This window comes from Yoonia sp. TsM2_T14_4 (assembly GCF_049602355.1).
Taxonomy (GTDB): domain Bacteria; phylum Pseudomonadota; class Alphaproteobacteria; order Rhodobacterales; family Rhodobacteraceae; genus Yoonia; species Yoonia vestfoldensis_A.
In genome coordinates this window covers 1,944,760-1,964,290 of the sequence record NZ_CP187137.1, presented here as the reverse complement: position 1 = coordinate 1,964,290, position 19,531 = coordinate 1,944,760, and the positions used below count along the sequence as shown (strand labels likewise).

Below are 19,531 nucleotides of genomic sequence, written 5' to 3'. Positions count from 1 at the left end.
GTTGCATGGATAAATACCCTTTCACCCGTGACCTTGTGCTGATTGGTGGCGGTCATACCCATGCGCTGGTTTTGCGCAAATGGGGCATGAACCCGCTAGCAGGCGTGCGGGTGAGCGTGATCAACCCCGGCCCGACGGCGGCCTATTCGGGCATGTTGCCGGGGTTCGTGGCAGGGCATTACAGCCGCGATGATCTGGATATCGATCTGGTCAAACTGGCGCGTTTCGCAGGCGCGCGGATGATCAACGGGACCGTGACAGGCATTGACCGCGCGGCCCGCTCCGTCACCGTGCCGGGGCGGCCACCCATCGGCTATGACGTGCTGAGCATCGATGTCGGGATCACATCGCAGATGCCCGCGCTTGACGGGTTCGCCGCATATGGCACCCCCGCCAAGCCTTTGGGTGCGTTTGCACAGGCCTGGGACGATTACCGCGCCCGCGCGAAAGCCCCGAAAATTGCCGTGATCGGCGGTGGTGTCGCGGGGGCGGAACTGGCGCTCGCTATGGCGCATGCTTTGCAGGGCAAATCCCCGAAACTGCATCTGATCGACCGTGGTCGCGCGCTGGCAGCCCTTGGCGACAAGGCGCGCCAAAAGATGTTGGTGGCGCTGGCCGGCTATGGCGTGGAAATCATCGAAAACGCGGAAGTGACGCAAGTCTTTCGCGAAGGCGTGTTGTTGCGCGACGGTCGCCTGATCCACAGTGATTTCACCACCGGTGCGGCAGGGGCCAGACCGCATGACTGGATCGCGGGCACGGGGCTTGATCTGCAGGATGGGTTCATCAGCGTGACCGCGCAATTGCAGACAAGCGACAGGGCGGTTTTTGCCGTGGGCGATTGCGCGCATATGGCCGCCAGCCCGCGCCCCAAGGCGGGGGTCTATGCCGTGCGGCAGGCACCGGTGCTTTTTGACAATCTGCGCGCAATCCTGTCCGGCGGGCGGTTGCGCGATTACAAACCGCAGCGCGATTACCTCAAGCTGATCTCTTTGGGGCAGAAATCGGCGCTGGCGGAAAAGTTTGGGACGGTCTGGCAAGGGCCATTGCTCTGGCGGCTGAAAGACCGGATTGATGCCAAGTTCATGGCACGCCTTGATGATCTGCCTGTGATGCCCCCCCCACAGCTACCGAAAATCGCGGCAATCGGCTTGCGCGCCGCCTTGGGCGACAAACCGATGTGTGGTGGCTGTGGCGCCAAGGTAGGGCGTGCAGCCTTGCAGCAAGTGCTGGGCGATGCTTTTGGCGATGATGCGGGCCTGGTGCAGACGGGGCAGGTGATCACCACCGACCATCTGCGCGCGCTGGTGGCCGATCCGGTGCTGATGACGCGGATCGCTGCCATCCACGCGCTGGGCGATATCTGGGCGATGGGGGCCACCCCGCAGGCCGCCACCGTGCAAATCATCCTGCCGCGCATGGAAAGCGCGTTACAGCAGCGGAGCATGGCCGAGATCACGGCAACCACCACTGCGGTCATGTCCGAAGCGGGTGCGCGGATCGCGGGCGGGCATAGCGCGCTTGGCGACGAGCTGACCATCGGGTTCACGATCACGGGGCTGGTGGACAGGCCGATCACGCAGGCGGGCGCACGGCCAGGCGATGCGCTGATCCTGACCAAACCTATCGGCAGCGGCACGATCATGGCGGGTGACATGGCTGGGCAGGCGCGCGGGGCGGATGTGATCGCCTGCCTGGACCTGATGGTGCAATCGCAGGCGAAGGCCGCCGCGATCCTGCACGCGGCCCATGCGATGACCGATGTGACGGGGTTCGGCCTGTTGGGTCATTTGCGCGGGATCTGCGACGCCTCTGGCACGGGGGCTGTGCTTGACTGGGCGCAGGTGCCGGTGATGGCGGGGGCGGCGGCGCTATCGGCGCGTGGTGTGCGCTCGACGCTGTTTGCGGATAATCAGGCAGGCGCCGGGGTGGTCGAAGGGGCCGTGCCGGACCTTGCCTACGACCCGCAGACGGCGGGCGGTCTGCTGGCCGCGGTGGCGGGCCACAGCGCCGATGATCTGCTGGGCGCATTGACACGCGCGGGCTATACTTCGGCCATCATCGGGCAGATCACTGATGGGTCGGCGATCAGCCTGCGTTGACCAGCGGCAGGATCGCCGCGACCAGCCTGTCCTGTCCGGCATCGTCCAGCGTGTCGCTATGCAAATCGGCCAGCATGTCATGGGCAGCGATTTTGCGTGATTTCGCATAGGCGGGGTCGTAGTGCTGGTCCATCAGCGCGGTGGCGAAACCCGTCAGATCGCCCGCGTGCAGCAGGGCCATCCAGCCATCCACCACCTCATGCCCGCGGATGTAGCGCAGCGGTGCCAGCCGGCGCGCCATGTCGTCGGGGTCGGCGGCGATATCGGCATAGGCCCGCGCCAGAAAGCTGGCCCGCGCGGCAAGCGGCGCGTGCAGGGTGATCCGTTGTGCCGCAGTCATTGCGGCCCAGAGGGACGGTGGAATCACGAGGCTGCCGATCTTGCTGCTTTCGGCCTCGATCAGGACAGGGCGCGCGGGGTCGAGCCGGTACAGCGCCAGCGCGATCTGCGTCTCAAAGGCGCGTTGCGATGGCTGGCCCTGTGCTGCACCGCCCAACAATGACCCGCGATGGTTGGCCATGGCTTCAAGGTCGATGACCTGCACGCCCTTGGCGGCCAGCCGCGCCAGCAGCGCCGTTTTCGCCGTGCCGGTATTGCCATCAAGCAAGATGACCCTGTGCGGCACCGGCCGGTCGTAAACCGCCCCCTGCACCAGCCGCCGGAATGTCTGGTAGCCGCCCTGCACCGTGTCGGTGCGCCAGCCGATCTGGCCAAGGATCGAGGCAAACGACCCCGACCTTTGCCCCCCGCGCCAGCAATAAACCAAAGGTCGCCAGCTGCCGTCTTTGTCTGCCATCGCCTGCGCGATATGGTCGGCTACATTGCGCGCGACCAGTGATGCGCCCAGTTTGCGCGCCTCGAACGGGCTGATCTGTTTATAGATCGTACCGACCCGCGCGCGTTCGTCGTTGGACAGCGCAGGCAGGTTGATCGCGCCCGGCACATGGTCCAGCGCGAATTCGGCGGGCGAGCGCACGTCAATCACGGTGTCGAAACCGTGGTTGATCAGATCGTCAAGCGTGGCAAAAGCGATAGGCATGGCGCTGTCTAGCGCGGTGCGCGCGCCGAGGTAAGGGGCAAGCAGCGTGGTTTGGCCTAGCGTGCAAAGCTCCAGCGCGTGATCTGCTGATATGTCGCGCCCGCCGGCAGCTTGATCTGTGGAAAATGCGTGTGGTTGGGGGCATCGGGCCAGTGCTGTGCCTCGATCGCCAGCGCGTCATGATCGGGCCGCCCATCGAAAACCTGCATCCCCGGCAGTGTTGTGGCCATCACCATACGGACCCCGCCTTGCCCCGTCAGCCACAGCACATCGCGCAGCGGTTCTTCCCCGTCAGACAGGCAGAAATTGTGGTCAAGCGGTGGTGTTTGCGCGTCCAGCACCGGCCCGTGGCGCAAATCCATACCGGTGCCGGTGACATCGGCAACATCGCCTGTCGGACAAATAGCATCGTCAATCGGCAGGTAATGATCCGCAGCGATCCGCAGGCTGTGGCCTTGCCATGTGCCTGACCCGTCAAGGTTCCAATAGCTGTGATTGGCGAGGTTCATCAAGGTCGTGCCATCGCTGGTCGCTGTGAGCGTCAGCGTCAGCGTGGCAGGTGCGCTCAGCGTGAATTGCGCCGTCACGCGCCGCCGCCCCGGCAACCCCGCAAAACCGTCGGGCATATCAAGCGAAAGGGTGGCAGAGGCCGCGGTCGTTTCGATCACGTCCCAGACCTGCGCGTGGCTGCCTTCGGACCCTGAATGCAGATGCGCCTGTCCGTTGTTGCGTTCCAGCTCGTACATCATCCCGTCCAGCCGGACCCGCGCGGTGCTGATCCGGTTGGCCACTGGCCCGACAATGGCCCCGTGATAGAGCATCGCACCTTCGTAATCGGCCAGATCGTCCGACCCGACCGTCAGCCCGTGGTCGATGCCCGCCAGCCGCAGATCCTGTATCCGCGCGCCATAAGTGAGCAACGTGAGCGTCAGATCGCCCGCGCGCAGCGGGATCGCATGCACGGTTTCGCCCCGCGTGGTGGTGCCGAATACCTGCATCACAGTGCCTCCCAATGCACGCCGGCCGCTGGCACGATGGTGCCGCCCCAAGCCTGCGCTCTGGGCGCATAGTTGAACACGAACCGATAGGTGGCGGTATCCCTGATCCGCAAACCTTCAGCCAGTTGAAAGCTGGGCAAGTCCAGCGCATCGCAAAGCCCGCCGATGATCGCGTCAAATGTCGCATCATCGGGCCAACCCGCCAGATAGCGCAGATGATCACCGCCCATGATCGCAGGCTGGCCCGATTTGGTGGACAGATGCACGGGGGCGGTCCCTTCGAGATGTTCGAACCAGTGCCGGAATATGCCGCCACCCTGTAGCTTGATCTTGGCATCAGGGGGGATGCTTTCGGTCAGCACGACCGACAGATCGGTATCGGGCAGGTCGGGACCAAGCGGGGTGGGGATGCTCAACTCGTCGGTCTTGGTATCACTGCGCGGGCCGATCAGGGCGATGCCGTCAAAGCGGGCCAAGGCTGCGCGCAACGGGTCAGAGATTTTCATCAAGCCGGGGGCCAGTACCAGTTTATAACCCGACAGATCGGCGCAATCGGGCGGCAGGATGTCGATGTTCAGCCCTGCCCGCCGCAGCGCGCGATAAGCGGCAAAGGCCAGACGGAAGGCGTCGAAATCCGCGCCCTGCGGCTGGGTGTCCCAAGCCCAGGCGCTTGCATAGTCGAACACCAGCGCTGCTTGTGCTGTTGCTGTACCGACATCGGGCAGCTTGGCGATTTCATCCGCGACCTGCCGACATTCGGCAAGCGCGGGCGCGGGCCTGTTGTCGGGGCGCAAAAGCCCTGCATGGTTTTGTTCCTGCGCGAAAGGGGCCTGCCGCCAGCGGAAATAGCAGACGGTTTCGGCCCCGTGGGCAAATGCTTCCCACGCCCAAAGCCGCGCCATGCCGGGCAGCGGGGCAGGGTTGTAAGGCGCCCAGTTTACCGGGCCGGGTTGTTGTTCCATGACCCAGAGCCGCCCCTTGCCCACCGCGCGATACAGATCGTGATGGAACGCTTGCATATCGGGGTGGCCTTGGCGCAGGAAGGTGGCCTTTTCTTTCGCCGTGCCTTCCAGCCGGTCGGATAGAAAGCCGATCGGGTAACTGTCCCATGACGCGATATCCAGATCGGCCCCGACCTTCCAATGGTCGAATGTGGTGATCCGGCCCATGTAATTATGGATCAAGGGCGCGGATGTGTGGCGGCGGAGTTCATCGGCCTGCACCTTGTTGAAGGCGACGACCTGATCCGAGCTATAGCGCCGAAAGGCCAGCACATGCGCGGGGTTGGGTTCGGTCACGGTCAGGTTGGGCAGGTCGATCTGCGCGAAGCTGTCGTAATCCATCGACCAGAACACATTGCCCCAAGCACGGTTCAAGGCGGCGGGCGATTGGTATCTGTGTGCCAGCCAGTCCTGAAACCCGCGCCTTGCGGCGTCCGAATAAGACAGGGTGGTGTCGTGACAATCATATTCATTGTCGATCTGCCATGCCGCGACATAGGGGTTCGCACCGTAACGTTCGCCCATCAGACGCGCGATCCGGCGGCATTCATCGCGGTAGCCCGGATGGCTGAAATCATAATGCCGGCGTGATCCGAACTTGCGCGCGCGCGCCTGCGCATCGACGGCCAGCATGTCGGGGTATTTGTCCAGCATCCAGCGTGGCGGGGTGGCGGTCGGCGTGCCAAGCACCACTTTTAGCCCCGCCGTGCCCAGCACGTCGATGGCGCGGTCAAGCCAGTCCCATGTCAGCGTGCCGGGAACGGCTTCCATCCGCGCCCAAGCGAATTCGCCGATCCGCACCCAAGACAGGCCCGCCGCAACCATGCGCGCCGCGTCCTCGGTCCATTGATCCTGAGGCCAATGTTCGGGGTAATAACAGATACCAAGAGTGCGGTGCATAGGTCGGTCCTTGAGTATTTGGAACAAAGCGAAAGCAGGGTTAAAGGAGTACCTGATGTTCCGCCTGCCCCTTATAGGGGGTGGGTGTGGCATATGTCCGGCCTTGATCCGGCCCGTCCAGCCCCGTGGCGGCAGAGGTGCAGAACAGGATCGACAGGTCATTGCCACCAAAGGCAGGGCAGGATGTCTGCATGGCGGCAAAGCTGTAGCTGTCGATAAAGGTGCCATCGGGCGCATAGCCTGCGACGCGCCCTGCGCCCCATTGCGCGTTCCACAGGTTGCCTTGTGCATCGACGACGGCGCCATCGGGGCGCAGATCTGTGGCGCGCAGGTCGATATGCAGCACAGGGTCGCCTTGTGGCCAGCCATCTGCATCCAGCGCCACGCGCAGGATCTTTTGCGTGGGCGTGTCGGTGAAATAGGCGGTCTTGCCATCAGGCGCGAAACAGATCGCATTGCTGATCGTGACGGGGGCGAACAGCTGGCGCAATTCACCTTTGAAATAGCGATAGATCGCGCCTGCGCCGGGTTCGGCGTTGATCCCCATGGTGCCGATCCAGAAGCCGCCCTGCGGGTCGGCGCGGCCATCGTTGGAGCGGGTGTGGGGGCTGTCCGCCTCCAGCGGGAAAAGTGGCGTCTGGCTGCCGTCGCGCAGATCAAAGCGGATCAGCGCGGTCTGGCTTGCGATCAGCAATATGTCTGCGTCGACCCAGCCCGCCGCCGAGACATATTCGTCAAACTGCCACTGCCGTGCCTTGCTTTGCAGCCGTTTGCCAAGGATATCAAACCAGAATAATTCGCCGCGCAACGGGTGCCAAAGCGGACCTTCGCCAAGCGCGCATTGTGTGTCGTCAAAGATCATCCTGCGGCCTTGTCATAGGCGGCGACGATGTCACGGGCGCGGGTGCTGACCTCGGCTGGTGTCAGTCCAGGTTGGTAAAGTGCTGTTCCGATGCCAAAACCATCGGCAGATGCGGCGATCCATGTTGCAAAATTGCTAGTGCTAGCGCCACCTACGGCATAAACCTGCGTGTCTTTGGGCAGTACGGCGCGGATTGCCTTGATCCCGTCAGGGCCGATCAGGCTGGCGGGGAAAATTTTCAGCCCGTCTGCGCCCGCCTTGAGTGCGGCGAAACATTCGGTCGGGGTCATCACGCCGGGCCAGCTTTGCAGCCCTGCCGTTTTGGTGGCAACAATGACGCGGGGGTCGCAATTGGGTGATACGATCAGCCGCCCGCCGGCCTGTGCGACGCGCCCGACATCGGCGGTGGACAACACCGTGCCCGCCCCGATCAACGCGTCATCGCCAAAGGCGCGCGCCATGCGTCCGATGCTGTCGAACGGGTCAGGGGAATTCAGCGGCACTTCGATCTTTGTGATGCCCGCGGCGATCAAGGCGGCGGTCACGGCTTCGGCCTCGGGGGGGGTGATGCCGCGCAGGATGGCGATCAGGGGGCGGTGCATCTTTATCCTTTCAACTGGCGGTAAGCGGCGGTCAGGCCCGCAAGGGTCGCAGCCTCTGCATTCACCTGCGTTGCAGGCGCACCATGCTGTGCCAGAGCCGTGACGTAAAGCCGCGCAAGTGCGCCTGCGCCGATCACGGCGATCTGCTGGCCCAGCCAATAGGGTTTGGCCGCGGCAAGTTCGGCCCCGATCAGCAGCCCTGACAGCCGTGCACGGGCGGCGGCCCCGGGCAGGTCGTGCAACAAGCCTTCGGCACGCAGCGAAAACAGCCGGCCGGCCAGTTTTTCGGGCCGTCCGTAAGCATCGGCAAGGCCGGTGTCAAAGGCCGCATCATCCCAGCCATCTGTTGCGATGGAATGGCGCAGCACGGTCTGGGAGGTCAATGTGGCGAACAGCTCGCCTGTCATGAAGGTCTGGAAACTGACAATCTCGCCCGCGCTGACATGGACCCATTTGGTATGTGTGCCGGGCAGGCAGATCACACCGTCCCATCCCTTGTTCTGGGCCAGATAGCCCGCGATCTGTGTTTCCTCGCCGCGCATGACATCGGCGGGGTGAAGCTGCTTGATGCCGGGGATGACATGGACGGCAAGGCGTGGATCATCGCTGCAGGCGGGCGCAAGCGGGCCGCCCAAAGGGGCGCAGGGCGTGGCGGCGTAAGGCGCCTCGACCCAGCCTTGGCGCGATCCGACCATGCCGCAGGCGATGACGGGGGTTGGCCCGTGCAGCCACGGGCCGACCAGCGCCAGCAACGCGGGTTCAAACCCCGCGCGGTCCAGCCGGCCCATACCCCTGTCGGAACTGGCCTGCGCCAGTAATGTGCCGCTGGCCGATATCGCCCAGGCGCGGACATGCGACGTGCCCCAATCGACGCCGATCCATGCGGGAGTGATCGTTGCGGTCATCCTGTCGTCACCACGCCGGCATCGACGACCATAACCTGCCCCGTCATCATCCGCGACGCGTCAGAGGCCAGAAACAGCACCGGCCCGACCATATCGGCGGGCATGATCGGCTCTGGCAGGCATTGCCGTTCCAGAAAGGCGGCCTTGGTTTCAGGCGTGGCCCACATGGTTTCTTGTTTTTCGGTAAAGACCCAGCCGGGCGCGATGGCATTGACCCTGATCCCGCGCGGCCCCCATTCGCGCGCCAACGACCGTGTCATGCCCGTGATCCCCGCATTGGCGGTGGTATAGCCGATCATGCCCGCCGCCCCGAACAGATAGCTGATCGAGGAAAAGTTGATCATCGCGCCCTGCGGTGCCATGACGGTCGCGGCTTTCTGGCAGGCAAAGAAATAGGCCTTCAGGTTCACGGCCTGCATTTCGTCCCAATAGGCGGGGGTGATGGTTGCGGCCTCGTGGCGGGCGTCGTTGGCGGCATTGTTAACAAGTGCCTTTAACGGGCCATGCGCATCGGCGGCCTTGGCGATGGCGTCTTGCAGGGCATCGGTATCGGTAATGTCGCATGGAACGAACAGCGGGCGGTTGGCGTGTTTGGCGGCCATCTGATCCACGAAGGCGCTGGCATCGGACCGTCCGACAAAGGCGACCTTGGCCCCTTGGGCAAGAAACCCATCGGTCAGTGCCGCACCGATGCCGTTGCCGCCACCGGTGATAAAGACAGATGCCCCTGCAAGATCATGAAAGGTGGCGGTCACAGGCTTTCTCCTTGCAGCACCCAGATCCGGTCGGGGAACGACCATGGCAATGTCACGCCGTGCTGCATCAGATAGGTGCCTGATGCAACCAGCGACCCCGATTTGAGCAGCGGCGCACCGCGTGACAGGCCGGGGGCCTCGTCTCGATTGACCAGCGTGACGCGGTAACGCGCTTGCCCGTCCAGTCCGGTCAGCCGCAAGGGGCGCGGCACGATCTGCGTACTGGTCGCGGCCTTGCCTGCAAAAACCACGAAACGGGTCTTGTCACGCGCCAGTTGCTGTTCGGCGATCACGGCGGGATCGGCGCTGTCCAGCCGCAGGATATCGGCGCTGTGCAGCCAGTGGCGGTTTTGCTTCCACCAACCTGTGACCTTGCTCAGAACAGCGGCTTCATGGTCGGTCAATTCGCGGGGGTCCATCTCGAACCCCATATGGCGCTGGGCGGCGACCCATGCGCGCAAGGACATGTCCAGCGTGCGCCCCGAGGTGTGGCAGATGCGCGGGCCGACATGGCTGCCGGTCACGGCCATCGGCAAGAACAGGGCGGCGTCATGATGGATGCGCAGCCGTTCCAGTGCGTCGTTGCTGTCGGATAGCCAGACCCGCTGCGTGCGTTGCAGGATTCCGAAATCGATCCGCCCGCCGCCCGAGGCGCAGGATTCAATCTCGACGGCTGGGAAATCTACGCGCAGCCGGTCGAGCAGCGCATAGGTCCCACGGGTCTGGGCGGCATCGGGCATCGGCAGCACGCGGTTGTGGTCCCATTTGATGTAATCAATCGGATGATCGGTCAGGATCGCGGCGATCCGGCCATACAGATATTCGCGCACCGCAGGCAGCGCCATGTTCAGCACGAGTTGCTGGCGCCCACGGGTCTGGTCGGCACGGCCAAGCACCCAACCCGGATGCGTGCGGTATGTGTCGCTGTCCTCGTTGATCATCTCGGGTTCGAACCACAGGCCAAAGGTCATGCCCAGCCCGTGGATATGGGCGATCAATGGCTGCAGTCCTTGGGGATATTTGCGCGCATCCACAATCCAGTCCGACAGGCTGGTCGTGTCGTCGTCGCGCCGCCCGAACCAGCCGTCATCCAGCACGAACCGTTCCGCGCCAAGCGCGGCAGCACGGGTGGCGATGTCTTTCAGGACAGGCAGTTTATGGTCGAAATAGACCGCTTCCCAACAATTGTAATGCACAGGGCGCGGGGTATCGGGCTTGGGCCATGTCACGATCCGGTCGCGCAAATGGCGCTGGAATGCCACAGCGCAGCCGTTCAACCCGCTGTCGGAATAGTTAATATACAAAGGCGCGGTGCTGAAATGTGTCGCCGCTTGCGTGTCCGACCCTGCGGCATGGCCCCACTGGATTTGTCGGCGGCCATCGGCCAGTTCCTCGGCGATCATGCGATGCCCGCCGGACCAGCCATAGTGAAAGGCGTAAGCCTCGCCTTGGGTATTCGTCGCCCCGTGGCATGGCACGATCAGGCCGGGGAAATGCTCATGCCCGCTGCGGCCTGTGCGGCTTTCGCGTAGCCGGATGCCCGCTGACCATGGCGTGTGCGCCAGCTGGAATTCACCGCACCAACGGCCCGAGATGTCGATCATCGTCTCGCTGTGTTGCGGGGCGGGCAGGACGGGTGCTGCAAGCCAGTCCAAATATACCGGATATTCCGCGTTCAGCGCCGTCTGGCAGGTGATGATATGGGTTTCGGGGTCGGATAGAAACGTGCAGGTCAGGTCCAGCCCGTTCTCTGCATCGCGGTAGGTCAGGCGCAGGTCGGTGGCGGTTTGCACCGCATCCACAAGGCTGAACATCGCCAGCACAGGCGCGCCGCCCGCATCGCGCAGGATCAGCCCGGGCTGGCCGGGGAAGCTGCGGCTTGCCTCGGGACACAGCGACAGATCGGGGTTTTCGTCCAGCATCCCGCCCGTGATGTCGATGGCATGGGCGGCATGTAGCATGGCAAGGTCTTCGTCAGCGGGCAGCGGTGCGCCCCAATAAACGACCTGCGGCAGGCGGGTATTGCGGGCCGCCAGCACAAGTGTCTGGCGTCCAGTGTCGATCCGGTAGCTATGTGTCATGGTCTTCTTACTTTACAGCCCCCAGCGTGAGGCCCGCGATAAAGTGTTTCTGCATCAGGAAAAACATCAAGACTGGTGGCAGGGCGGCCACGATGGAACCTGCGCTCATCAGATGATAGGCCGCGCGATATTGCGCGTTGAAACTGGTGATCCCTGCGGTGACAGGCTGGCTTTCGGGGCCTTGGGTCAGTACGACGGCCCAGAAATAATCGTTCCAGATGAAGGTGAAGATCAGCACCGCCATCGCCGCGATCGCGGGTTTCATCAGCGGCAGGACGACATACCAGAAGATGCGCCATTCGGCGACGCCCTCCACGCGGGCAGCCTCGATCAGCGCAAAGGGCAGGGCGCGGATGAAATTGCGCATGAACAGCGTAGCAAAACCTGTCTGGAACGCGATGTGGAACAGCACCAGACCGGTTTTGGTGTTATAAAGGCCCATATCCACCGTCAGGTCGCGCACCGGCACCATCAGGATTTGGAAGGGCACGAAATTGCCCGCGATGAACATGAAAAAGATCAGCAGATTGCCCTTGAACTTGTACACGCCCAGCGCAAACCCTGTCATGCAGGCCAAAGCAACGGTGCCGATCACCGTGGGGACCGTAATCATCACGGAATTGAGCAGGTAGCGCGGCATCGCGCTTTCGAAAAATACCAGCCCGTAATTGGTGAAACCTTCAAAAGACGACGGCCAGCCCCAGTAATTGCCGGATGTGAAATCGACATCGGGCTTGATCGAAAAGATCATCACTGCGATCAGCGGCAAAAGCCACAAGATCAGCGCGACAGGCAAAAACGCCTGATAGCTGAGGCGCACCGTGGGGGATGATTTCTGGACCGGTGTCGGAAACATATCAGCGCCTCGCCGTCCCGGGCTTGACCCGGGACCTGGTGAACGGTGTCGGCGTGAGGTCCCGGATCAGGTCCGGGACGGGGGGCTGTGGGGATGTCATCAGCGTGCCTCTTTTTCGTCTTGGTACATCGTCCACAAAAAGTAGGAGATGAAGACCAGCATGATCAGGAACAGCACCACCGCCACGGCAGCGGCAAAGCCATATTGCAGCCCGCGTTCGGACAGGGATTTTTCGAAAACATAGAATGACAACACGCGGGTGGACCCGAACGGGCCACCGCCGGTCATGATCGACACCAGATCGAAACTGCGCAAAGCGCCGATGATCGTGACGACAAAGGCGATAAAGGTCGCAGGTTTCAGCTGCGGCAGGATCACATGCCACAGCATCTTGCGGCCCTTGGCGCCGTCCAGGCGGGCGGCCTCGACCTGTTCGGGGTCCACCGCGTTCAGGCCGGTCAGATACAGGATCATGCAATAGGCCGTCTGCGGCCAGAGACCCGCCACGATGATCCCGTAGGTCGCCGTATTCGGATTGCCCAGCACGCCGCCGCTGATTTCAAACCCGAACCAGCCGGTCACGATCGTGAACAGCCCGTTATTGGGCAGATAGAACCACGAAAACACCAGACCGACGACAACCTGACTGATGACAAAAGGGAAAAAGAACAGGGATTTATACAGCCTTATACCGCGCACATTCTGGTTCAGGAAAAGCGCGATAAACAGCCCCAGCGGGATTGCCAGCAAATACAGCACCAGCCAGCGCAGGTTGTTCCACAGCGAGATCTGAAAATTCCGGTCGGCGCGTTCGCCGTTCAAGCCGAACAGCTTGTTATAGTTTTCCAGCCCGACATAGGTGCCGTTGGTGTCGATATCGCCCAGACCGTTCCAGTCGTACAGCGACATGCCGAAACTTTGCCAGATCGGCGCGATGACATAGACAACAAAAAACAGCATGCCAGGCGCAAGAAACAGCCACGGCGTGATCGCGATTTCGTTGCGCTTGTACCAGCCGCGCGGGGGCTGGCGGTCGCTGTCAGCGGAAATACTCATGCGCCGGCCTGTCTGTTTGCAAAAGGACTGTGTTGGGCGCGGATGAGGCCGCGCCCAACACGGGCGGGATGCGCATCACAGCGCACCCCTTGGGGGAGGATCAATAGACGTCCTGACGCGTGGCTTCCAGCCGTTCCAGGATGTCATCCAGATTGTCTGGAAACACCATGAATTCCTGGAACCCTTCCATGCCCGCAGCGGCCATTTCGGCAGGTGCATCGCGGTCAAAGAATTGGGCGATCCCGCCGGGCGCGCCGCTTGACAGCATCTGGAACCCTTGCTGCAGAAACTTGTCTTCATCAACCGAGGACAGCGCGTTCACCGGCAGCTGGCCAAGGTTCGCGCCGTTGTTGATCAGCGTCTGGTTTTCAGCCGAGACCACGAAGCGCAGGAATTCACGCGCGGCTTCTTTGTTCTGGGCAGCTGAGGGGATGTGGAACGTGTCGGTCGGTGCGTCTTCACCCTTTGGAATACCGGGGGTGATTTCGACGAATTGATAAAAATCCAGCTGGTCATCGGTCAGACCGGCCTCGCGCAATGGTGCAACGGCGAAGTTGCCCATCAGATAGCTGGCAGCTTCGCCATTGACCATGAAGGGCAGGGCTTCTTGCCAGCTGTAGTTCTGGTGGTCGTCGATAAAGGCACCCATGTCGATCAGCGTGCGCCAGTTTTCAAAGGTCGCGCGCACCTCGTCGCTGGTCCAGCTTTCTTCGCCATTGGTCAGGCGCGCGTGAAAGTCATAGCCGTTGGTGCGCATGTTCAGATAATCGAACCAGCCGCCAGCGGTCCACAGGAACTTGGTCCCGATGGTGTAGCATTTGATGCCGTTGTCGATCAGTGTCTGGCAATTGGCCAGCTCTTCTTGCCATGTTGTAGGCTCGGTCAGGCCGAACTGGTCAAAGATGTCTTTGCGGTAATAGACGCCCCATTGGTAATAGGTGTAAGGCACGCCATATTGCGCATCGCCCACGGTCAGCGCACCTTTGGTGGAGGCAAGCTCTTCGCTCATCGATCCGTCCCAGATGTCGGACACGTCTTCGAACAGACCGGCCTCGACATAGGGCAGCATGCGGTTGGCGGCGTACCAGTTGGCAACGTCCGGCGCATTGGCGGTCAGGAAGTTGCGGATCTGGGTTTTATAGGCTTCACGGTCGATCACCGTCAGTTCGATGTTCAGGTCGGGGTGCATCTCGCCGAAACGCGCGACCATGCCTTCCATCACTGCGCGGGGCGCAGGGTTGGACATGTCCGAGAAAATGACCAGATCGCCCGACAGCGATTGTGCATTGGCCGGCATGGCAGATGCCGCGATGCCCGCTGCAACGAACGCCGCGAACGACGTTTTCAGAATGGAACGCATTATATCCTCCCTAGGTGCTTCCATGGTCCACCTTGGTTTCATTATATGAAACTAGGTTTTGCATATTGATACTTAATCGCAAAGCCGCTAGGCTTGTCAACAACCATGACGGGTCTGCAATAATATGTGTGGGCGACAGGCAGGGATCGGGGGGCGAATGACAAGTGACGGGACAGTCGGCAAAGCTTTGGAAGTGCTGGATCAGGTCGCCGCCTATGGTCGGCCCGTGCGGTTCAGCGAATTGCTGGCGGCATCACCTTTTCCCAAACCGACGCTGTATCGTTTCCTGCAAACGCTGACGAACCAGCGGATGCTGGCCTATGATCCCGACCGGCAGACCTATTCGCCGGGTGTGCGTCTGGTGCGGCTGGCCCATGCGGCATGGGAACAATCCACGCTGGCACCGATCGCGCGGCCCCATATTGACGCGCTGTCCGCGGCGGTTGGCGAAACAGTGCATCTGGCGCAGCTGGACCATGCGCAGGTGCTGTATATCGACAAGCGCAACGCCAACAAACCGGTGCAGATGTTCAGCCAGGCGGGCAAGGTCGGGCCTGCTTATTGCACCGGTGTGGGCAAGGTGATGCTGGCCTTTTGCGACCCTGCGGTGATCGCCGCTGTGATCGAACAGCAAAGTTTTCACCGCTTTACCGCCGCCACGCTGACCACGCCTGCCGCATTGCGCACCGAACTGTCCGCGATCCGGGCCAACGGCTATGGTTTCGACCGCGAGGAACATGAACCCGGTATCATCTGCATCGCCATGCCGATCCTGTCGGATGGCGGGCGCGTGCTGGGGGCTTTGTCGGTGACCAGCACGACCAGCCGGACCAATCTTGCCGGTCTGGAATCCTATGTGCCGATCCTGCAGGACACGGCGAGCAAGATTGCAAGGGACGCCCAAAGCTGGAGCTTTCCCGACCACGACGCAAAAGAACCAACGGGGAGATAGGCGATGTCCGGTGTCACGCTGAAGAATGTGGTCAAACGCTACGGCGACGTGCAGGTCATCCACGGCATCGACCTGGCCATCGGTGACGGGGAATTCTGCGTCTTCGTCGGCCCTTCGGGCTGTGGCAAATCCACCTTGCTGCGGATGGTTGCCGGGTTGGAGGAAACGACCGAAGGCAGCATGTCTATTGGCGAGCGTGACGTGACACGGCTTGACCCGTCGCAGCGCGGCGTGGCGATGGTGTTCCAGACCTACGCGCTTTATCCGCATATGACCGTGCGCGAAAACATGGGCTTTGGCCTGAAAATGAACGGCCATCCCAAAAAGGTCATCGCCGAAAAGGTGGCCGAGGCGACGCGGATTCTGAAACTCGAACCCTATCTTGATCGCAAACCCGCTGCCCTGTCCGGCGGTCAGCGCCAGCGCGTGTCCATCGGGCGCGCCATCGTGCGCGGGCCAGAGGTGTTCTTGTTCGACGAACCCCTGTCCAATCTTGACGCCGAATTGCGGGTGGAAATGCGGGTCGAAATCGCGCGGCTTCACCGCGAGATCGGGGCGACGATGATTTATGTCACCCATGATCAGGTCGAGGCGATGACCCTGGCCGACAAGATCGTGGTGCTGCGCGCGGGCCGGATCGAACAGGTCGGCGCCCCGATGGAATTGTACCGCGATCCTGACAACAAATTCGTGGCGGGGTTCATCGGATCGCCCGCAATGAATTTTCTGGGTGGTACCGCCAAGGATGGCACAGTCACCGTTCCGGGGATGAAAGCCGATTTCGCAGGTGTGATCCCCGCCTCCTATAGCGGGGCCGTCACTTTGGGGATGCGCGCCGAACATCTGGCCGTCGATCCCGCAGGCGACACCCATACCGTCGATCTGACCGAAAGCCTTGGCGGGGTGTCCTTTGTCTATCTGACCTCCGACACCGGCGAACGCATCGTGATCGAGGAACGCGGCGATGACCGGTCGGTCGAGGGCGCGCGCGTCGGCGTGACCATCGACAAATCCCGCCTTTACCTGTTTGATGCCCAGACCGAGGTCCGCATCCGCAACGGGTGATCCAAGGGTCTGGCTTGCAGGAGAAGAGATTTGACACTGACCGCTGCCCTGATCGCGCAGACCTATGCGGCCATCGCCCCCGCGACGATCCGCACCCCGCTGATCCGCGCGACGCGGTTGTCGCACCTGCTCGGGATCGATCTTTATCTGAAACTGGAAAACCTGCAGCACACCAATGCGTTCAAAGCGCGCGGCGCGCTGGCCAAATTGCTGACGCTGGATGCGGCCGCGCGCAAGGCAGGCGTGATCGCTTGCAGTGCTGGCAACCATGCGCAAGGCGTGGCCTATCACGCGACACGGTTGGGCATCCCCTCGACCATCGTGATGCCGGAAGGGACGCCCTTCAACAAGGTCCAGCGCACCGCCGATCTGGGGGCCGAGGTGGTGATCCACGGCGCAGGCTTTGACGACAGCGTGCAATTCACGCTGGATCTGGCGGCGCAAAAGGGGATGACCTTTATCCATCCTTTCGATGATCCGGTGGTCGCAGCAGGCCAGGGCACGGTGGCGCTGGAAATGCTTGAACAGATGCCGGATCTGGATTGCATCGTGGTACCGGTGGGCGGCGGCGGGCTGATCGCGGGGATGGCGGTGGCGGCCAAATCGGTGAAATCCGCCATCACGATCATCGGCGCGCAGGCGCATTTGTTCGATGCCGCGAAGGCCCAGATCGAAGGGGTCGCGCCGCATTTTGCCGGTGCCACGCTCGCCGAAGGCATCGCCGTGCGCCAACCTGCGCCCGCCAATATCGCCGTGATCCGCACCCATGTCGCCAGCATCGACAGCGCCAGCGAAAGCGAGATCGAAAGCGCGGTTTTCGACCTTTTGTCGCACGAAAAACTCGTCGCCGAAGGGGCGGCAGGCGCTGGTCTGGCGGTGATCAAAGCCAACCTTGCCCGTTTTGCCGGTCAAAAGGTCGGCCTTGTGATTTGCGGCGGAAACATCGATTCGCGCCTGCTCTCGACGCTGATCCTGCGCGGGCTGATGCGCGACGGGCGGATCACACGGCTGGTGTTCGAAATCGACGACCGCCCCGGCCAGCTTGCCATGATCTCGCGCATCATCGGGGATGCGGGCGCAAATGTGATCGAAGTGATCCACCAGCGGATGATGCAAAGCGTGTCATTGAAAAAAGCCGAACTAGAAATCGTGATCGAGGCGCGCGACCAGCGCCATGTCGATGACATCACCGGCCTCTTGCGTGATGCGGGCCTGTCTGTGCGCACGGCCCAAGACCTTTAACCTCATCGTTCGAGCCTAAATATCCCGGGGGGCCCCGGACCCTTGTCCGGGGCGGGGGCAGCGCCCCCTCAGCGCTTGCCGTAATAGAGCCCCACCACATGTTCGGCCTGTGCAAAGAACAGCCAGCGCAGCACCAGCACGCCTGCGATATGGCTGACCAGCGCCAGCGCACCCCAGATATGGCTGAACGGCACCAGCAGGAATATGATTGGCAGCACGAAGGCCAGCGCCACCGCGATGATCCGTAAACGCTGCGCATGTTTGCGGCCCACCACATGGATGAATTCGCGCATCAGGTAATTGGTGCCGGTATGGGGCGGCTCAAACGCGCGGACGGCACCGATATGGCCAAGGCCCGTGGCGCTGGCCATATCGGTGCCCGAGCGTGCCAGCCGCGTGTCACCCGTGACCCAAGTATAGACCTGCAAAGCGGCGGCAAGGCCCAGCAGAACCAGCGCCTCGGTCACTTGGCCACCGAGCAGCGCCCCGCCGCCAACCGACAGCGCCAAAAACAGCGCAGGCGTGGACCAATGCCGCCAGCGCGGCACGGTTTTCAACTGCGCATAGATCATGGCCGTGGTGAACACGGTCGCCAGCGCGCCACCCGCCCCGAGCCATCCCAAAGGCGCCAGCACGGTGTCAAAAAACACCAGCCCCGCACCATAGGCGGCCATGATCAGCAGGGTTGCCACCGCGCAAATACCCTCTCGGCTCAACCAGCTGGTCTGCCACTGGCTGAACGCCTTGATCGCGCGTTCCGGCCGGCCAAGGTGAAAGGTCGAGGCAAGCAATCCACCCACGGCCGCCAGATAGGCGATTGCGAACCAGATCAAGGCCATCAGCCCCGTGGGCGTGATCGCTCCGATCCCCAGCCAGAATAACAGCCCGAACCCAAGCCCCGAAAAAGTCGTGAAAATGATGACAGAACTGGCAGGATGCATTATTTCGCCCCCCCGGGCAGAGCCGATAACGCCTTGTCCAGCCAATGAGTAAAGCCTTTGCCATCCGTGGCGACCGGTTCCAGAAACGGGGCCAGCACGTCATATTCGGGCATCACGTCCTTGGGGCGTGGCGGCAGGTATTTGTTGACAGGCTTGGTGCCTTGTTCCGGCATCAGGTCGAACCCGCCGCGGGCGGCCACCAGCTGTGATACATCCGAGTCCACATCGCCCAGATCGCCGAAATGGCGCGCACCAGACGGACAGGTGCGCACGCAGGCGGGCACGCGGTCTTCTTCGGGGAGGTTTTCGTTATAGATGCGGTCCACGCAAAGCGTGCATTTTTTCATCACGCCTGCCTTGGCATCGAGTTCGCGTGCGCCATAAGGACAGGCCCAGGCGCATAGGCTGCAGCCGATGCAATCGGCCTCGTTGACCAGCACGATGCCATCCTCGACGCGCTTATAGCTGGCCCCTGTAGGACAGACGGTAACACAGGGCGCGTCTTCGCAATGCAAGCAGGATTTGGGGAAATGGATCAGTTGGGCAGTGCCGACCTCTGGCTGCACCTCATAGGAATGCACGCGGTTGAGGAAGGTGCCCGACGGGTCGGCGCCATAGGCGTTCTGGTCGGACAAGGGCGCGCCGTAGTTTTCGGTATTCCAGCCTTTGCAGGAAATCACGCAGGCATGGCAGCCGACGCAGGTATCAAGGTCGATCACGAGACCCAGTTTCTTGGCGGTGCTGGCAGGCAGTTGGGTCATGTCATTGGCCTATGCTGCGGGGTCGCGCCTTTCTGGCGAAAGACGCGGCCTCC

Annotated in this window: 17 protein-coding genes; 4 read left to right on the top strand and 13 right to left on the bottom strand. The window is 62.3% G+C overall.

What is annotated here, in order from left to right:
* Positions 1–5 precede the first annotated feature (5 nt).
* Positions 6–2,102 carry a selenide, water dikinase SelD gene (gene selD / locus ACPF9B_RS09700; RefSeq protein ID WP_424177041.1) on the top strand — a complete coding sequence of 699 codons (2,097 nt, stop codon included), beginning with the start codon at positions 6–8 and terminating at the stop codon, positions 2,100–2,102.
* On the opposite strand, the gene mnmH is transcribed toward selD, so the two are convergent.
* From mnmH to ACPF9B_RS09645, 11 genes are all read right to left on the bottom strand, one after another.
* Positions 2,089–3,141, bottom strand: coding sequence for a tRNA 2-selenouridine(34) synthase MnmH (gene mnmH, locus ACPF9B_RS09695; protein WP_424177039.1), 1,053 nt, complete (start codon positions 3,139–3,141; stop codon positions 2,089–2,091). The two genes, selD and mnmH, sit on opposite strands and share 14 nt — an antisense overlap.
* A 56-nt stretch (positions 3,142–3,197) precedes the next feature.
* Positions 3,198–4,139 (bottom strand): aldose epimerase family protein, encoded by a 942-nt coding sequence (locus ACPF9B_RS09690; RefSeq protein WP_424177037.1) that lies wholly within the window; start codon positions 4,137–4,139, stop codon positions 3,198–3,200.
* Positions 4,139–6,040, bottom strand: coding sequence for a beta-galactosidase (locus ACPF9B_RS09685; protein ID WP_424177035.1), 1,902 nt, complete (start codon positions 6,038–6,040; stop codon positions 4,139–4,141). Before ACPF9B_RS09685 ends, ACPF9B_RS09690 begins: the two co-directional genes overlap by 1 nt.
* A gap of 40 nt (positions 6,041–6,080) precedes the next feature.
* A complete protein-coding gene (locus ACPF9B_RS09680; protein WP_424177033.1) occupies positions 6,081–6,902 on the bottom strand; it encodes an SMP-30/gluconolactonase/LRE family protein in 822 nt (273 codons plus the stop codon).
* Positions 6,899–7,504, bottom strand: coding sequence for a 2-dehydro-3-deoxy-6-phosphogalactonate aldolase (locus ACPF9B_RS09675; protein ID WP_424177031.1), 606 nt, complete (start codon positions 7,502–7,504; stop codon positions 6,899–6,901). The genes ACPF9B_RS09680 and ACPF9B_RS09675 overlap by 4 nt, the downstream gene beginning before the upstream one ends.
* A gap of 2 nt (positions 7,505–7,506) precedes the next feature.
* Entirely contained in the window at positions 7,507–8,409 is a 903-nt protein-coding gene (locus ACPF9B_RS09670; RefSeq protein WP_424177029.1) for a 2-dehydro-3-deoxygalactonokinase, read from the bottom strand.
* Positions 8,406–9,164 carry an SDR family NAD(P)-dependent oxidoreductase gene (locus ACPF9B_RS09665; protein WP_424177026.1) on the bottom strand — a complete coding sequence of 253 codons (759 nt, stop codon included), beginning with the start codon at positions 9,162–9,164 and terminating at the stop codon, positions 8,406–8,408. The genes ACPF9B_RS09670 and ACPF9B_RS09665 overlap by 4 nt, the downstream gene beginning before the upstream one ends.
* On the bottom strand, positions 9,161–11,245 hold the full coding sequence (locus ACPF9B_RS09660; RefSeq protein WP_424177024.1) for an alpha-galactosidase: 2,085 nt from the start codon (positions 11,243–11,245) through the stop codon (positions 9,161–9,163). The genes ACPF9B_RS09665 and ACPF9B_RS09660 overlap by 4 nt, the downstream gene beginning before the upstream one ends.
* 7 nt (positions 11,246–11,252) lie before the next feature.
* Complete coding sequence (locus ACPF9B_RS09655; RefSeq protein ID WP_007204067.1) at positions 11,253–12,101, bottom strand: carbohydrate ABC transporter permease; 849 nt, start codon at positions 12,099–12,101, stop codon at positions 11,253–11,255.
* 99 nt (positions 12,102–12,200) lie between these two features.
* On the bottom strand, positions 12,201–13,157 hold the full coding sequence (locus ACPF9B_RS09650) for a carbohydrate ABC transporter permease (protein WP_424177022.1): 957 nt from the start codon (positions 13,155–13,157) through the stop codon (positions 12,201–12,203).
* Positions 13,158–13,257: 100 nt separating this feature from the next.
* The gene (locus ACPF9B_RS09645) at positions 13,258–14,517 is read right to left on the bottom strand and encodes an ABC transporter substrate-binding protein (RefSeq protein ID WP_424177020.1); all 1,260 of its coding nucleotides are present in this window, start codon (positions 14,515–14,517) and stop codon (positions 13,258–13,260) included.
* A gap of 157 nt (positions 14,518–14,674) precedes the next feature.
* Between ACPF9B_RS09645 and ACPF9B_RS09640 the strand changes: the two genes are divergently transcribed.
* The 3 genes from ACPF9B_RS09640 to ACPF9B_RS09630 are packed head-to-tail and all read left to right on the top strand — an operon-like array spanning position 14,675 to position 17,776.
* Positions 14,675–15,469, top strand: a complete 795-nt coding sequence (locus ACPF9B_RS09640; protein ID WP_007204072.1) for an IclR family transcriptional regulator — start codon at positions 14,675–14,677, stop codon at positions 15,467–15,469.
* 3 nt (positions 15,470–15,472) lie between these two features.
* Positions 15,473–16,534 (top strand): ABC transporter ATP-binding protein, encoded by a 1,062-nt coding sequence (locus ACPF9B_RS09635; RefSeq protein WP_007204073.1) that lies wholly within the window; start codon positions 15,473–15,475, stop codon positions 16,532–16,534.
* A 30-nt stretch (positions 16,535–16,564) separates the two neighbouring features.
* Entirely contained in the window at positions 16,565–17,776 is a 1,212-nt protein-coding gene (locus ACPF9B_RS09630) for a threonine ammonia-lyase (RefSeq protein WP_007204074.1), read from the top strand.
* 68 nt (positions 17,777–17,844) lie between these two features.
* Here ACPF9B_RS09630 and ACPF9B_RS09625 read toward each other — a convergent pair whose 3' ends face one another.
* Together ACPF9B_RS09625 and ACPF9B_RS09620 are read right to left on the bottom strand one after the other, a co-directional pair.
* Positions 17,845–18,717, bottom strand: coding sequence for a dimethyl sulfoxide reductase anchor subunit family protein (locus tag ACPF9B_RS09625; RefSeq protein ID WP_424177016.1), 873 nt, complete (start codon positions 18,715–18,717; stop codon positions 17,845–17,847).
* Positions 18,717–19,478 (bottom strand): 4Fe-4S dicluster domain-containing protein, encoded by a 762-nt coding sequence (locus ACPF9B_RS09620; RefSeq protein ID WP_424177014.1) that lies wholly within the window; start codon positions 19,476–19,478, stop codon positions 18,717–18,719. Before ACPF9B_RS09620 ends, ACPF9B_RS09625 begins: the two co-directional genes overlap by 1 nt.
* Positions 19,479–19,531 lie beyond the last annotated feature (53 nt).

What these genes read in the sequence shown, in the direction of transcription:
- selD (WP_424177041.1), top strand. Translation starts at nt 6, where the DNA reads ATGGATAAATACCCTTTCACCCGTGACCTTGTGCTGATTGGTGGCGGT.
- mnmH (WP_424177039.1), bottom strand. Translation starts at nt 3,141, where the DNA reads ATGCCTATCGCTTTTGCCACGCTTGACGATCTGATCAACCACGGTTTC.
- ACPF9B_RS09690 (WP_424177037.1), bottom strand. Translation starts at nt 4,139, where the DNA reads ATGCAGGTATTCGGCACCACCACGCGGGGCGAAACCGTGCATGCGATC.
- ACPF9B_RS09685 (WP_424177035.1), bottom strand. Translation starts at nt 6,040, where the DNA reads ATGCACCGCACTCTTGGTATCTGTTATTACCCCGAACATTGGCCTCAG.
- ACPF9B_RS09680 (WP_424177033.1), bottom strand. Translation starts at nt 6,902, where the DNA reads ATGATCTTTGACGACACACAATGCGCGCTTGGCGAAGGTCCGCTTTGG.
- ACPF9B_RS09675 (WP_424177031.1), bottom strand. Translation starts at nt 7,504, where the DNA reads ATGCACCGCCCCCTGATCGCCATCCTGCGCGGCATCACCCCCCCCGAG.
- ACPF9B_RS09670 (WP_424177029.1), bottom strand. Translation starts at nt 8,409, where the DNA reads ATGACCGCAACGATCACTCCCGCATGGATCGGCGTCGATTGGGGCACG.
- ACPF9B_RS09660 (WP_424177024.1), bottom strand. Translation starts at nt 11,245, where the DNA reads ATGACACATAGCTACCGGATCGACACTGGACGCCAGACACTTGTGCTG.
- ACPF9B_RS09655 (WP_007204067.1), bottom strand. Translation starts at nt 12,101, where the DNA reads ATGTTTCCGACACCGGTCCAGAAATCATCCCCCACGGTGCGCCTCAGC.
- ACPF9B_RS09650 (WP_424177022.1), bottom strand. Translation starts at nt 13,157, where the DNA reads ATGAGTATTTCCGCTGACAGCGACCGCCAGCCCCCGCGCGGCTGGTAC.
- ACPF9B_RS09645 (WP_424177020.1), bottom strand. Translation starts at nt 14,517, where the DNA reads ATGCGTTCCATTCTGAAAACGTCGTTCGCGGCGTTCGTTGCAGCGGGC.
- ACPF9B_RS09640 (WP_007204072.1), top strand. Translation starts at nt 14,675, where the DNA reads ATGACAAGTGACGGGACAGTCGGCAAAGCTTTGGAAGTGCTGGATCAG.
- ACPF9B_RS09635 (WP_007204073.1), top strand. Translation starts at nt 15,473, where the DNA reads ATGTCCGGTGTCACGCTGAAGAATGTGGTCAAACGCTACGGCGACGTG.
- ACPF9B_RS09625 (WP_424177016.1), bottom strand. Translation starts at nt 18,717, where the DNA reads ATGCATCCTGCCAGTTCTGTCATCATTTTCACGACTTTTTCGGGGCTT.
- ACPF9B_RS09620 (WP_424177014.1), bottom strand. Translation starts at nt 19,478, where the DNA reads ATGACCCAACTGCCTGCCAGCACCGCCAAGAAACTGGGTCTCGTGATC.